The sequence below is a fragment of the Ruegeria haliotis genome (genome assembly GCF_013377785.1).
GTDB lineage: Bacteria > Pseudomonadota > Alphaproteobacteria > Rhodobacterales > Rhodobacteraceae > Ruegeria > Ruegeria haliotis.
This window is the reverse complement of record NZ_JABXWT010000002.1, coordinates 269,515-283,375: the sequence shown is the minus strand read 5'-3', so window position 1 is coordinate 283,375 and position 13,861 is coordinate 269,515. Positions and strand designations below refer to the sequence as shown.

General features: G+C 57.3%; 10 protein-coding genes and 2 tRNA genes. 8 read left to right on the top strand and 4 right to left on the bottom strand.

Annotated features, from left to right (window positions below; genetic code table 11):
• Positions 1-4 precede the first annotated feature (4 nt).
• The gene (locus HW561_RS06365; RefSeq protein WP_176862841.1) at positions 5-1,474 is read left to right on the top strand and encodes a carboxypeptidase M32; all 1,470 of its coding nucleotides are present in this window, start codon (positions 5-7) and stop codon (positions 1,472-1,474) included.
• A gap of 95 nt (positions 1,475-1,569) precedes the next feature.
• Entirely contained in the window at positions 1,570-2,829 is a 1,260-nt protein-coding gene (locus HW561_RS06360; protein WP_211198539.1) for a DsbA family protein, read from the top strand.
• Positions 2,830-2,892: 63 nt separating this feature from the next.
• Here the strand turns inward: HW561_RS06360 and gyrA are convergent, their stop codons facing one another.
• Positions 2,893-5,592: a DNA gyrase subunit A gene (gene gyrA / locus HW561_RS06355; RefSeq protein ID WP_211198553.1), complete on the bottom strand. Its 2,700-nt coding sequence runs from the start codon at positions 5,590-5,592 to the stop codon at positions 2,893-2,895.
• 223 nt (positions 5,593-5,815) lie between these two features.
• Between gyrA and HW561_RS06350 the strand changes: the two genes are divergently transcribed.
• Both HW561_RS06350 and HW561_RS06345 read left to right on the top strand, forming a co-directional pair.
• Entirely contained in the window at positions 5,816-6,085 is a 270-nt protein-coding gene (locus HW561_RS06350) for an usg protein (RefSeq protein ID WP_176862837.1), read from the top strand.
• Between the two features lie 103 nt (positions 6,086-6,188).
• On the top strand, positions 6,189-6,887 hold the full coding sequence (locus HW561_RS06345) for a lipid-binding SYLF domain-containing protein (protein WP_176862835.1): 699 nt from the start codon (positions 6,189-6,191) through the stop codon (positions 6,885-6,887).
• 2 nt (positions 6,888-6,889) lie between these two features.
• Here HW561_RS06345 and HW561_RS06340 read toward each other — a convergent pair whose 3' ends face one another.
• The gene (locus HW561_RS06340; protein WP_176862833.1) at positions 6,890-7,843 is read right to left on the bottom strand and encodes a radical SAM protein; all 954 of its coding nucleotides are present in this window, start codon (positions 7,841-7,843) and stop codon (positions 6,890-6,892) included.
• A 174-nt stretch (positions 7,844-8,017) separates the two neighbouring features.
• Here HW561_RS06340 and zwf point away from each other — a divergent pair, with 174 nt between their 5' ends.
• The 4 genes from zwf to HW561_RS06320 all read left to right on the top strand — a co-directional run bounded on the left by zwf (position 8,018) and on the right by HW561_RS06320 (position 13,559).
• The gene (gene zwf, locus HW561_RS06335; RefSeq protein WP_176862831.1) at positions 8,018-9,472 is read left to right on the top strand and encodes a glucose-6-phosphate dehydrogenase; all 1,455 of its coding nucleotides are present in this window, start codon (positions 8,018-8,020) and stop codon (positions 9,470-9,472) included.
• A complete protein-coding gene (gene pgl, locus HW561_RS06330) occupies positions 9,469-10,140 on the top strand; it encodes a 6-phosphogluconolactonase (RefSeq protein WP_176862829.1) in 672 nt (223 codons plus the stop codon). The genes zwf and pgl overlap by 4 nt, the downstream gene beginning before the upstream one ends.
• Positions 10,141-10,144: 4 nt before the next feature.
• Entirely contained in the window at positions 10,145-11,755 is a 1,611-nt protein-coding gene (gene pgi / locus HW561_RS06325; protein WP_176862827.1) for a glucose-6-phosphate isomerase, read from the top strand.
• A 184-nt stretch (positions 11,756-11,939) separates the two neighbouring features.
• Positions 11,940-13,559 carry a long-chain-fatty-acid--CoA ligase gene (locus HW561_RS06320; RefSeq protein ID WP_176862826.1) on the top strand — a complete coding sequence of 540 codons (1,620 nt, stop codon included), beginning with the start codon at positions 11,940-11,942 and terminating at the stop codon, positions 13,557-13,559.
• Positions 13,560-13,579: 20 nt separating this feature from the next.
• Here the strand turns inward: HW561_RS06320 and HW561_RS06315 are convergent.
• Together HW561_RS06315 and HW561_RS06310 are read right to left on the bottom strand one after the other, a co-directional pair.
• Positions 13,580-13,654, bottom strand: a tRNA-Asn gene (locus tag HW561_RS06315).
• A gap of 130 nt (positions 13,655-13,784) precedes the next feature.
• Positions 13,785-13,859, bottom strand: a tRNA-Asn gene (locus HW561_RS06310).
• Between the last annotated feature and the right edge of the window lie 2 nt (positions 13,860-13,861).

Sequence of the window (13,861 nt, the reverse complement as noted above, 5' to 3'; positions counted from 1 at the left end):
CCCGATGACTGCATTTGACGACCTGATGGCCTATCAGCGTGAAACGTCCGCTCTTGGACAGATTGCCGGGCGGCTGGGCTGGGATCAGGAAACCGTGATGCCGCGCGGCGCAGCGCCTCAGCGCGCCGAAGAGATGGCAGCGATCGAGTCCGTCTTGCACGCGCGCCGGTCAGACCCAAAGGTCGCAGAATGGCTGGATCAGGCCGAACCCGGATGCGAGGCAGGGCAGGCTCAGGTGCGTGAGATCCGCCGGTCCTATGAACGAACCATCAAAGTGCCTGCTGATCTGGCCAAAGCCATCGCGCGCGTTACTTCGACGGCGCAGGGAAAGTGGGCGCAGGCACGGGCGGATGAGGATGTAACCGCCTTCCTGCCGGTGCTGGAAGAGGTGGTGGCGCTGAAGCGTGAAGAGGGCGCGGCGCTGGCTCAGGGCGGGAATATCTACGACGCCATGGTCGAGGATTACGAGCCCTATACGACTGGTTCCCAGATTGCCGCGATCTTTGATGAAATGCGCCCTCGACTGGTTGCGTTGCGGGCAGCCGTTCTGGACAGACCGGCTCCGCAAGCGTTGGAGAGAGCATTCAATGAAACGGACCAAATGCGCCTGTCCCAGAAACTGGCAACCACGTTTGGCTATGATCTGACCCGGGGGCGGGTGGACAAAGCGGTGCACCCGTTCAGCTCTGGCAGCGGCTCGGACGTGCGGATCACAACCCGCACCAACGAGACTGATCCTTTCAATTGCTTTTATTCCACCATTCACGAGGTCGGCCACGCCGCATACGAACAGGGGATCAACCCGTCCTTTGCGCTGACACCGCTGGGCTGTGGCGTGTCGATGGGCGTGCATGAAAGCCAAAGCCGGATTTACGAAAACCAACTGGGCCGGTCCCGCGCCTTTACCGGCTGGCTCTACGGGCAAATGATTGATGTGTTTGGTGATTTCGGCATTGCCGATGCCGATACCTTTTATGCGACGGTGAACCGGGTCCATAATGGCTATATCCGGACCGAGGCGGATGAGGTGCAATACAACCTGCACATCATGCTGCGCTTTGATCTGGAGCGCGCTCTGATGGCGGGCGATCTGCAGGTGAGAGATCTGGAAGCCGCGTGGAATGATCGGTTCAAAGCCGACTTTGGCTATGCGGTCGACAAGCCTTCGAACGGATGCTTGCAGGATGTGCATTGGTCCGTCGGCCTGTTCGGTTACTTCCCGACCTATTCCTTGGGCAACGTTTACGCAGGATGCCTCTATCAGGCGTTGCGCGATGCGGTTCCTGACCTGGAAAAACAGCTTGCAGCGGGTGACACTTCGTGCGCAACCGGCTGGTTGCGTGAAAATGTACAGCAGCACGGTGGGCTTTATGCCCCGCGCGAAATCATCCGGCGGGCCAGTGGAGTTGAGCCGGGGCCCGAACCACTATTGGCATATCTTGAACGCAAGTTCGGGGCTCTTTACGGTCTTTGACAGGTGACTTCGCCCGTCACATTGTTGTGTTAGCACATGGCATTAGGCAACAGTGTGGCTAAGGTGCTCTGGCATCAGAACGCCGGAGCACAGCCTTGCCCTTTGAGACATATGTGAAACCTCATATCGCGGCCATACTGACGAGCCGCGGTTTGCTAACGGCGCGCAGGCAAGCGCAGGAGTTGAAGCGGCGTGTCAGGCGAGAACCGCACATCGTACGGTACTTCCACGATGTTTCTGACCCGTATTGCTACCTGACCAGCCAGGTTTTGGTTGAGTTTCAGCGCAGATACAAAGTGGAGCTTCGCCCTTACCTGATATCAGGCCCGCCATCTGACGCCTTACCCGACCCCAAGGCCTACCACGACAACGCAATACGCGACGTGATGCAGTTGGCAAAACGGTTCGACATGCCGTCGCCGAAAATATCGAAACCCAATGTCGAGGCGATATCTCAGGCCGAACGCATATTGGCGGCCGGAATTTCATGCCCGGATTTTGCGACTATCGCAAGGCAAGTGAGCAGCGATTTATGGTCAGGTTCAGATTTGCCATCAATGCCAGAGGTCGACCCATCGAATGTCATGAACGCCGGAGACAGGGCGTTGGCCGCTGCCGGGCATTATCTGGGGGGCACGTTCCAATACGCCGGGGAATGGTACTGGGGTGTAGATCGCCTGCACTATCTTGAGAGCAGATTGCAGCAGGCCGGATTAGGTGAACGCGTATCACCGATTGTACCTGTTCCTAGACTGCAGGCGGAAAACGCTTTTGAGGAAGGTCGTCAGGTCGAGTTCTTTTTCTCGTTCCGAAGCCCGTATTCCTATTTGGCCTTTGATCGCATTCGAGATCTGACATGTCGCCATAATGCCAAATTGATCCTGCGGCCTGTTTTGCCAATGTTGATGCGTGGGTTGCCAGTTCCCTCGTTAAAGTCCTCGTACATTCTGAAGGATTGTGCGCGCGAGGCACGGCGGATGGAGATTCCCTTCGGTCGCATTTGCGATCCGTTGGGCAAAGGAGTTGAGCGTGGATATGCTCTGTTGGACTTTGCAGAAGGCCAAGGGTTGTTGCCAGAGTTTTGTGCGGCGTTCATGTCTGGTGTCTGGGCCGACGGACTTAACGCGGCAACGGATCAAGGTTTGTCGAAAATCGTCAGAAGGGCGGGGTTGATCTGGAAGGATGCGCAGGCAGATCTGAATGCCACGGGGTGGCTATCGCGGATCACTGCCAATCAAGACCATCTGCAGGAAATTGGTTTATGGGGCGTGCCAAGTTTTCGTGTCGGAGGGCGTAGTATCTGGGGGCAGGACAGGCTCTGGGCGGTTGAGGATTTGTTGACCGGTACCCGCTAACCTGAAACGCAAAGGCGCCGGATGATACACCCGACGCCTTTGTAATTCGATTTGATCAGAGGTCTACTCTTCAGCGTCTTCTTCGTCGCCTTGATCGGCAATCCACGCAACACTGACGACCACTTCACCCTTGCCGGTGTTGAAGACTTTAACCCCACCAGCGGACCGCGACCGGAAGGAAATGCCATCCACCGGCACCCGGATCGATTGACCTTTGGAGGTGGCCAGCATGATCTGGTCGTCGATCTCGACCGGGAACGAAGCAACCAGCTCTCCGCCGCGCATCGCCTTGTCCATGGCGGCCACGCCCATGCCACCGCGCCCGCGTACCGGATAGTCGTGGCTGGAGCTCAGCTTGCCCGAGCCGCCCGCCGAGATTGTCAGGATCAGGTTCTCGGCCGCTGACATCTCGGCATAGCGTTCCTGGCTGATCGTGGCCAGTTCGTTGGCCTCTTCATCCGACCCTTCGGCATCGTCGGCCAACCCGGCCACGGCGCGGCGCATCTTGAGGTAAGCCGCGCGCTCGTCCGAGGTTGCCTCGAAATGGCGGATTACCGACATGGATACGACACGGTCGCCGTTCGACAACCTGATGCCTCGGACGCCGGTGGATTTGCGACCCTTGAAGACACGCACATCAGTGGTCTGGAAGCGGATCGCCCGGCCGGAATTCGTCACCAGCATGACGTCGTCATCTTCGGAACAGATGCGCGCGTTGACCATCTCGACCCCTTCGGGCAGGTCCATGGCGATCTTGCCGTTACGCTTGACGTTGGTGAAATCGCTCAGCGCATTGCGGCGAACGTCTCCGGCACTTGTGGCGAAGACAATCTGCAGGTTTTCCCATTCCTCATCCGGCACATCCACCGGCATGATCGCCGCGATCGACACACCTGTCGGGATCGGCAGGATGTTGACGATTGCCTTGCCCTTACCGGTGCGCCCCGACTGCGGCAGGCGCCAAGTCTTAAGCTTGTACACCATCCCATCCGTGGTGAAGAACAACAGCTGCGTATGGGTGTTGGCCACGAAGAGGTTGGTAACAACATCCTCTTCCTTGGTCTGCATCCCCGAAATGCCTTTGCCGCCACGCTTTTGCGCACGGAAATCGCCCAGAGGAGTCCGCTTGATGTAGCCGCCCGAGGTGACCGTTACGACCATATCCTCACGCTCGATCAGATCCTCGTCGTCCATGTCACCGGACCAGTCGACGATCTCGGTGCGGCGGGGCACGGCGAACTGATCGCGCACCTCGCGCAGCTCATCGCCGATGATGGTCATGATGCGTTCGCGCGACCCCAGAATTTCAAGGTATTCCTTGATCTTACCGGCCAGTTCTTCCAGCTCGTCGGTGACTTCTTTCACACCGATCTGTGTCAGGCGCTGCAACCGCAGCTCAAGAATGGCGCGGGCCTGAGTTTCAGACAGGTTATAAGTGCCATCCTCATTCGCTGTATGGGTCGGATCATCGATCAGCGCGATATATTGTAGAATTGGCTGAGCGGGCCAGCGTCGGGTCATCAGCTTTTCGCGCGCCTCGGACGCATCAGCGGATTGCCGGATCGTTGCAACGATTTCGTCAATATTGGTTACAGCCACCGCCAGACCACACAGAATGTGGCTGCGTTCGCGCGCTTTGCGCAGCAGGTATGCTGTGCGGCGGGCGACGACATCTTCGCGGAAATCGATGAACGAGGTCAGGAACCTGCGCAGTGTCAACTGTTCCGGTCGACCACCATTCAGCGCCAGCATGTTGCAGCCGAAATAGGTTTGCATCGGCGAGAAGCGGAACAATTGGTTCAACACCACTTCGGGCGTCGCATCACGCTTTAATTCAACCACGACACGTACACCGTTGCGGTCGGATTCGTCTTGCACGTGGGCAACGCCTTCGATCCGCTTTTCACGAACCGCCTCGGCGATCTTTTCGATCATCGAGGCTTTGTTCACCTGGTAGGGGATCTCGTCCACAACAATGGCATAGCGGTCCTTGCGGATTTCTTCGACTCGCGTCTTGGACCGAATGATGACGCTACCACGTCCCTCAAGATAGGCCTTACGTGCGCCCGTGCGGCCCAACATAACACCGCCAGTGGGGAAGTCAGGGCCGGGTACGTATTCGATCAGTTGTTCGGATGTCAGGTCCGGATCGTCAATAAGCGCCAGAGTGGCATCAATCACTTCGCCCAAATTATGCGGCGGGATGTTCGTCGCCATACCGACCGCGATTCCACCGGCACCGTTGACCAGCATGTTCGGGAAGCGGGCGGGCAGGACGGTCGGCTCTTGGTCTTTGCCGTCGTAGTTGTCCTGAAAATCGACAGTGTCTTTTTCAATATCCGCCAGCAGGGATGCGGCGGGCTTATCCATCCGCACTTCGGTATAACGCATGGCCGCCGGGTTATCGCCGTCCATCGACCCAAAGTTGCCCTGACCATCCAACAGCGGCAGCGACATCGAGAAATCCTGCGCCATCCGCACCAATGCATCATAGATGGCCGAGTCCCCATGCGGGTGATATTTACCCATCACATCGCCAACCGGACGCGCCGATTTGCGATAGGATTTGTCGTGTGTATTCCCGGTCTCGTACATCGCGTACAGGATGCGCCGGTGCACCGGCTTCAGCCCGTCGCGCAGATCGGGGATCGCGCGGCTGACGATGACCGACATCGCATAGTCCAGATAGGACGTGCGCATTTCAGATTCGATGGAGACCGTCGGGCCGTCGTAAACGGGGCGCTCTGGTGGGGTTTCATCCATGTTTTCAGGAATTTCTGGCGTATCGCTCACGTAAACTGCCCGTTCTTTGTACAGGGTCTATATCTTGTGGATACACCTTATCAGACCCGGCACATAAGGTGCAAGCAAGCAACCTGTTTGAAGCAAAAAACCCTACTCACACTCAGGTAACATATTGTTTTTATACGAGTTGGAAGGATTCCGTGTTACCCTAAAGAGACCTTGCAAGAAATTGGAGGTCTGCATGGAGCAAAGCGAAACTGAACTGATGCTCAAGGGGTACGGGCTGACGACGGCGGAATTTTATTACCGCATGCCCGACTATATTCACGTTCTGAACACGTTCATCTGGCAGGAATACGATCTGGCGCCGGATCATCCGAAACTGTTTGATTTCATTGATTTCTGGCAAAGAGAGATCGATGGGCCGCTGCATTCAGTGCGTTTCACGCACCGGAAAATGATCGCTCCGGGTGAATGGCGTAATGTGGTGGGCGAATTCCGGGTAAACTGACCTGCCTGTTAAGAGTGGGAGTGTCATGCTGTTGTGGCATGGCGTTTTTGACAGCTATGGCTATGCTTCGAATGCACAACGCGTTCGAATTGTAGGGAAAAGCATGTTCAGATATTTCTTTGTCGGTTTCGCTTGCCTGGCACTTTCCGGTCCAACTATGGCAGAGGGTGTTCTGGACAAGATCAAAAAGGGCGCTGACAACACGCTCGACGCGGTCGGTCAGGGCGCCCAGAAGGTTGGGCAAGGTATCGAAAAGGGCGCGGACATTGTCGGGGACACCGTCGATTCCACTGCTGATCTTGTAACCAATGAGGCAACGCCCGAGGAAACGCGCGCCGAATTGGATATCATGGCCGATGAGGTGCTGAACCGATTGCTGGCGGAAAACGCTGACGCCGCCACGATGTACGATATCAGCGCAGGCTATGCCGCATTCGATACGCGTAAAATCAGTGTTTTTCCTGTCGCCGCCGGATATGGCCGGGGTGTTGCGGTGGACAAAGTGGATGGCACCCACACCTACATGAATATGGGCACAGGCGGCGTTGGCGCCGCGGTCGGGATAGGCGGGTTCGCAACTCAGTTTGTCATTCTGTTCCAGACCGAAGGCGATTTCCTGAAATTCGTGACCGACGGATATGACGCCACCGCTGAAACCGGCGCGATGTACGGAGATGAAAGAACGGAGGAGACCATACAGTTTGTGGATGGTCGGTCCATCTTTGTGCTCGGCAAGAAAGGCTGGCGCGTTGCGGCCACGGCGTCGGGAACGAAATACTGGAAATCACCCAAATTGAACTGAGGTCATCCGGAACAGCTCGCGCCTCCTAAAACGCAGAATTTGGCGCAATGGGGGTGATTCAGGTGCACGTCAGCCTCGGCTTCGGCCAGGGTCGTGCCCATCTCGAATTCAGGTGAGTAGGATAGCAGCGTGCATGCCAGAACTGCCGGGCGATCAGCGCCCTTGCGTTTGACCACCATGCGCGCGCTGGCGCACATCACGGCATCGGGGGATTTGTTCAGGATGTCCCAGCAGGCCGTGGTGATCTCGGGCACTTCGATGGTTTCGTCCATTTCGGGAAATAGGACCGTCTCGCCCGGATTCTGCGCGTCAATGTCAAAGTCATGTGCCTTGAAAAACGCGGCGTACCCCGCCCGGCTGTCGCCGTCGGTGTCGCCCCAGACAGAGCGCCCGGCGACCGCCATTGTGAAGTTATTGTCACGCAGCCACTCCATGCCGGTCACGGTTTTGGCAAAACTGCCGACACCGCGTTCTTCGTCATGTAATTCGGGTCGGTAATGATCGACCGAAATGCGCAGGGTCAGCTTGTCTTTGTAGTCGCGCTGCAATTCCAGCAAGCCCTCGCGCATTTTGCGACGCATCATAGGTTGCATGGCGTTGGTCAGGATCAGCACCTCAAAGCCACGCTCTAATGCGGCGCGGGTGATCTCGATCATCTCAGGGTTCATGAAGGGTTCACCACCGGTAAATCCGATCTCGCGGATGGGCCAGTTACGCTCTTCGATCTGGTTCAGGTAATCGGTGACTTCGGCCGCGGTGATATAGACCAGCGCGTCATTGGTCGGACTGCTGGCGATATAGCAGTTCACGCATTCGATGTTGCACAGGGTGCCAGTGTTAAACCAGAGTGTTTCGGGGTTGGTTAATGCAACCGAAGCCCGAGTTTGCCCGTCTGCTGTCACGAATTTGTTCTGAAACTTCCCGATATTGGCAAGCTGTAGGGCGTTGTCTTTCATTCCCGGATCCGGTTCTTTGAAACTGTCAGACTGACTTAACCCTTTGCCCCGCGTTCGTTAAGTGCGATGCGACGGCGTTGACAGAGTTTTGATCACAGAGGTTTTGCTGCAAAGGTCGATTTTATGGTTGCGCTAACATTGGACATACCCAAGGTTGCAAGGTAAGGACAACTTATGGTTTCTCGCGTCATACCTGTTGACCCATTTGATCTGGTCATTTTCGGCGGCACCGGCGATCTGGCGCAGCGCAAGATCCTGCCTGCCTTGTTTCGCCGCTATTGTGCGGGCCAGTGGCCTGAGGACGCGCAAATCATCGGCGCCGCGCGGGGGGATCATACCCCTGATGAATTCCGAAAGATGACTGCCGAATCGTTGCGCCAAAACGCGCCAATGCGTGCGCAGGATGTCGACGCATTGAACGGGTTTCTGCAGCGCGTGGATTACGTATCGCTGGATGCGCTGTCTGCAGAGGGGTGGCAATCCCTTGCCAAAAAGCTGAAAGAAAACCGCGTTCGCGCCTTCTATTTCTCCGTCGGTCCAAGCCTATTCGGCCCGTTGGCAGAGCGCATCAGGCTGCACGATATGGCGTCCGAGCACACACGAATAGTGGTCGAAAAACCGTTTGGTCATGATCTGGGCAGCGCGCGTGCGCTCAACGCCACTCTGGCGGCGCATTTCGATGAAGGTCAGATTTATCGTATCGACCACTATTTAGGTAAGGAAACGGTTCAGAACCTGATGGCCGTTCGGTTCGGCAATATGTTGTTCGAGCCATTGTGGAACAGCCAATACGTGGACCACATCCAGATCACCGTGGCCGAGACCGTCGGCATTGATGGGCGCGAAGACTATTACGAGCGGGCCGGGGCGATGCGGGACATGGTGCAGAACCACCTCATGCAGTTGCTGTGCCTGATCGCGATGGAGCCGCCCGCGAAATTTGATCCCGATGCGGTGCGCGACGAAAAGCTGAAAGTGATCCGCGCGCTCGACCCGGTGGAGCCCCATCACATCGTCCGCGGGCAATTCGCCGCCGGGCCAGAAGGTCCTGGTTACCGGGACGTGGTCAGCAATCCGCGTTCAACTACCGAAAGCTATGTCGCTTTGCGGGCGCATGTCAGCAACTGGCGGTGGGCCGGAACGCCGTTCTATCTACGCACGGGTAAGCGGTTGGTGGCGCGATCCTCGGTCATCAATGTCATGTTCAAGGACGCACCGCATTCGATCTTTGGTGAAGAGGCCGGGCGGCATGCCAATGCGTTGTCGATCCGGTTACAGCCTAACGAGGGGATCACCCTCAAGGTGACAATCAAAGAGCCGGGGCCGGGCGGTATGCGCCTGATCGATGTCCCCCTCGACATGAGTTTTGCCGAGGCTTTGGGTCCGGAGAACCAGGACCCGCCCGATGCCTACGAGAGACTGGTGATGGACGTGATCCGAGGCAACCAAACCTTGTTCATGCGCGGCGATGAGGTCGAGGCCGCGTGGGCTTGGACTGATCCGGTCATTGCCGGCTGGCAGGCGCGCGGCGATGTCCCCAAACCTTATGACAGCGGCAGTACAGGCCCCGGCGACGCCGAACTGCTGATGAAACGTGACGGTCGCCGCTGGCAAGGAATCAAGCCATGAAAATTCAGGAATATGCCGACCGAGACATGCTGGCCATCGATGTGGCTAACGAATTGGCTGGAGACCTTGAGGCCGCATTGCTACATCACGACACGGTCGCGTTTGCCGTCCCGGGTGGAACCACGCCGGGGTCGATTTTTGACAGTCTTTGTGCCGCGGACCTCGCGTGGGATCGTGTGCGCGTTCTGCCTACGGATGAGCGCTGCGTTCCCGCCGACCACGAACGCTCGAACGAACGCTTGATCCGGGAACGATTGCTGACCAGCCGGGCCTCAATCGCGGAATATGTGCCGCTTTACGTGCCCGGCGCAGACCCTGAAGCCGCCTTGCCCGAGATCGAGTCGCTGATCGCGCCGGTTCTCCCGCTGGCGGTTCTGGTCCTCGGGATGGGAGAGGACATGCATACCGCGTCTCTGTTCCCTGGAATGGAAGGTTTGGCAGCGGCGTTAGGCGGTCACGCCCCAACTTTGGCAGTAGCTCGCACAGAGACGCAGCCTGAACCGCGCATTACGCTGACAGCACCCGTGCTGGATGGGGCTTTGTCCAAACACCTGATCATCTATGGAACTGGCAAAAGGGAGGCTTTGGAGCATTCCTTGTCCCTGCCGCCGGAAGAAGCACCAATAGCAGCCGTGCTGAGCGGCATAACCGTTCATTGGGCGGAGTAAGTTAATGCTCCTGGAAACACTGAAGTCTCTGGCCGTATCGCAGTCAGATCGTCGAATTTTGGACCTGTTCGATGCCGATCCAAACCGGGCGCAAGGGTTTTCGGCTTCGACCGGCGATCTGTTGTTTGATTATTCAAAGACACAGATCGATCAGGATGTTCGGGCAGCCTTGATCCAGTTGTGTAACGAGGCTGATTTGGCGGGTCGCCGCGAGGCAATGTTCACAGGCCAGAAGATAAACGAAACCGAAGGGCGCGCGGTGTTGCACACGGCGCTGCGCAATCTGGATGGCGGCCCGGTGGATGTCGATGGCCAAGATGTCATGCCGGACGTGTTGAAGACGTTGCAACGCATGCGCGTCTTCGCCGAAGAGGTTCGGGGCGGAACAATTGCCGGGGCAGGGGGCAGCTTTACCGATGTGGTGAATATTGGCATTGGCGGGTCCGATCTGGGGCCAGTCATGGCCACGCATGCCCTGGCGCCCTACCATGATGGGCCACGCCTGCACTACGTGTCGAATGTCGATGGCGCGCATATTGCAGATACTCTGCGGCAACTGGACCCGAGCCGGACGTTGGTGATCGTGGCGTCCAAGACCTTCACGACAATCGAGACCATGACCAACGCCCGCACGGCACGGGCATGGATGACCGACGGTGGCGGTGATCCGGCAAGGCAGTTCGCGGCCGTTTCCAGCGCGCTGGACAAGACGCAGGTTTTCGGCATTCCAGAGGAACGCGTATTCGGTTTTGCCGACTGGGTCGGCGGGCGGTATTCGGTCTGGGGACCTGTAGGCTTGCCGGTGATGATTGCCGTCGGATCCAATGCCTTCGACGCATTTCTGCGTGGTGGACAGGCGATGGATTTGCATTTCCGATCTGCTGAGTGGGTCGAAAACGTACCGGTCATGCTTGCTTTGACGGGCGTCTGGCATCGTCAGGTGTTGGGCTATGCCAGCCGGGCGGTTCTGCCATACGATCAGCGCTTGTTGCGCCTGCCTGCCTATTTTCAGCAGCTGGAAATGGAATCGAATGGCAAATCGGTGGCGATGGATGGCAGCTCTCTGACCGTGCCGTCAGGGCCTGTGGTTTGGGGGGAGCCGGGCACCAACGGCCAGCATGCGTTTTATCAACTTATTCATCAGGGCACGGATGTTGTTTCCTGCGAATTCATGGTTGCCGCCGAAGGGCACGAGCCGGAACTGGCACATCACCACCGCCTGTTGTTAGCCAATTGTTTGGCCCAATCCGAAGCCCTGATGCATGGTCGGTCACTGGACGAAGCCCGTGCGCGGATGGCCGCAACCGGACTGCAGGGTGCCGAGTTGGACCGGCAGGCACGTCATCGTGTGTTTGCAGGCAATCGCCCCTCGACCACGTTGATCTACCCAAAACTCACGCCATTCGTTCTAGGACAGATCATAGCCCTCTACGAGCACCGCGTGTTTGTCGAAGGCGTTCTGCTGGGCATTAACTCGTTTGACCAATGGGGCGTCGAGCTGGGTAAGGAATTGGCGACATCTTTGGGGCCAATTGTCGACGGTGACGAAAGTCCAAACGGCAAAGATGGATCGACTGCAGCTTTGGTGGCTTATGTGCTGACGCATCGGGATTGAGGCCGGAAACCATAGTCTGTCATAGTGGCGGGCTGCATTCTTTTATTGTCAGACAATTAAATGATTGGCAGGGTTCCTTCTGAGGAAACGTCTTGATTGACCCGTTGGGCCGAGCTCAACGGGTCGATGACAGATGCAAAAGGTTGCGGCCATGGAAGACCGCGCCGATAATGGGAGGATGTCCATGCTGGGACAGATGATGACGCAGCCCTTGCTGATCTCGTCACTGATTGATCACGCCGAACGCTATCATGGCCAGACCGAGATCTTCTCGGTCGAAACAAATGGGACGGTCACGCAAACCAATTGGTCGGAAATAGCCGCTAACGCCCGGCGGCTTGCGTCGGCCCTGACCAAACTGGGGCTGGACCCTCAGGACAGGATGGGGACGTTAGCGTGGAATACCCGGCGTCATCTGGAAATCTATTATGCCACTTCGGGTGCGGGCTATGTCTGTCATACGGTCAACCCACGCCTGTTCCCCGAGCAACTGACCTACATCGTCAACCACGCTCAAGACCGTGTGCTGTTTTTTGATGCCACGTTCATTCCGCTTGTCGCTGCGCTGCACGGCGCCCTGAGCGAAGTCCGGCATTTCGTACTGATGGGGTCGCGTGATGAAGAGGCGTTGTCGCAAATCCCCGGCCTGCAATTCTATGATGAGCTGATCAAAACCGGCGACGCTGATTTTGAGTGGCCCAGCTTTGACGAAAACACGGCGTCCAGCCTGTGCTACACGTCGGGCACGACCGGCAACCCAAAGGGCGTTCTGTATTCGCATCGTTCGACGGTGCTGCACAGCTTTGGATCGAACACCCGCGACGTCATCGGATTTTCTGCCATGGATGTGGTCATGCCGGTTGTGCCGATGTTCCATGTGAACGCTTGGGGCTCACCCTATGCCTGCGCGATGTCGGGATCGCGGATGGTTTTGCCGGGTCCCGATCTGCATGGCGAGGCATTGGTCAATCTGATCGATACCTACGGTGTGACGCTGGCTATGGGCGTTCCGACTATCTGGCAAGGCCTGCTGGCCCATGCAGCCCAATCCGGCAGCAAGCTGACCAGCCTTGAGCGTACAGTGATCGGCGGCGCCGCATGCCCGCCGTCCATGATCGAAACCTTCCGCGAGAGTTATGGTGTCGACACCGTCCACGCCTGGGGCATGAGCGAAATGAGCCCCTTGGGCACAACCAACAATCCGATGGCCAAGCACCGTGATTTGCCGATTGAGGCGCAGCGCAAGTTAAGAGAAAATCAGGGTCGCCCGCCCTTTGGGGTCGAGTTGAAAATCGTCGATGATGACGGCAACGAACTGCCTCAGGACGGTGAAACGCAGGGTGATCTGATGGTACGCGGCCATTGGGTGCTGGACAGCTATTTTCAGTTACAGGATCAAGACCTGCTACAGGACGGATGGTTCGCCACGGGTGATGTCGCCACGCTGGATCCTGATGGCTACATGACGATCCGTGATCGATCCAAGGATATCATCAAATCGGGGGGGGAGTGGATCAGTTCAGTCGAGCTGGAAAACATCGCCGTCGCACATCCAAAGCTGGCAACCGCAGCCGTTATCGGTGTGCCGCATCCGAAGTGGGACGAGCGCCCTCTGCTGGTCGCGGTCAGGGCTGAAGGTGAAAATCCGAGCGAGGACGAATTGTTGGCGTTCTTTGAGGGTAAGATTGCCAAATGGCAGGTTCCGGACAAGGTCGTGTTTGTCGATGCGTTGCCACTGAACGCGACAGGCAAGGTGCTAAAACGCAATCTGCGCGCAGATTTCGAGAATGCCTTGGCAGGCTGAGCCTTGAAAGTGCTGGAAAATGGCTCCGGCGGTAGGGATCGAACCTACGACCAATTGATTAACAGTCAACTGCTCTACCGCTGAGCTACGCCGGAACGGTTCGCGCCGTATAGCAATCAGATTTCGCGGCGTCCAGAGGGGGCGATGAAGTTTTTTGACTAAAACTCTGATCGCAACCAGCATTGTGAAAATGCACGGAAGACGAGAGTGGATGTAAGGGGAAATTGGCTCCGGCGGTAGGGATCGAACCTACGACCAATTGATTAACAGTCAACTGCTCTACCGCTGAGCTACGCCGGAAC

Bases quoted from the DNA above. Each gene is read 5' to 3' on its own strand.
- HW561_RS06365 (WP_176862841.1), top strand. From the start codon at position 5: ATGACTGCATTTGACGACCTGATGGCCTATCAGCGTGAAACGTCCGCT.
- gyrA (WP_211198553.1), bottom strand. From the start codon at position 5,592: ATGGATGAAACCCCACCAGAGCGCCCCGTTTACGACGGCCCGACGGTC.
- HW561_RS06350 (WP_176862837.1), top strand. From the start codon at position 5,816: ATGGAGCAAAGCGAAACTGAACTGATGCTCAAGGGGTACGGGCTGACG.
- HW561_RS06345 (WP_176862835.1), top strand. From the start codon at position 6,189: ATGTTCAGATATTTCTTTGTCGGTTTCGCTTGCCTGGCACTTTCCGGT.
- HW561_RS06340 (WP_176862833.1), bottom strand. From the start codon at position 7,843: ATGAAAGACAACGCCCTACAGCTTGCCAATATCGGGAAGTTTCAGAAC.
- zwf (WP_176862831.1), top strand. From the start codon at position 8,018: ATGGTTTCTCGCGTCATACCTGTTGACCCATTTGATCTGGTCATTTTC.
- pgl (WP_176862829.1), top strand. From the start codon at position 9,469: ATGAAAATTCAGGAATATGCCGACCGAGACATGCTGGCCATCGATGTG.
- pgi (WP_176862827.1), top strand. From the start codon at position 10,145: ATGCTCCTGGAAACACTGAAGTCTCTGGCCGTATCGCAGTCAGATCGT.
- HW561_RS06320 (WP_176862826.1), top strand. From the start codon at position 11,940: ATGCTGGGACAGATGATGACGCAGCCCTTGCTGATCTCGTCACTGATT.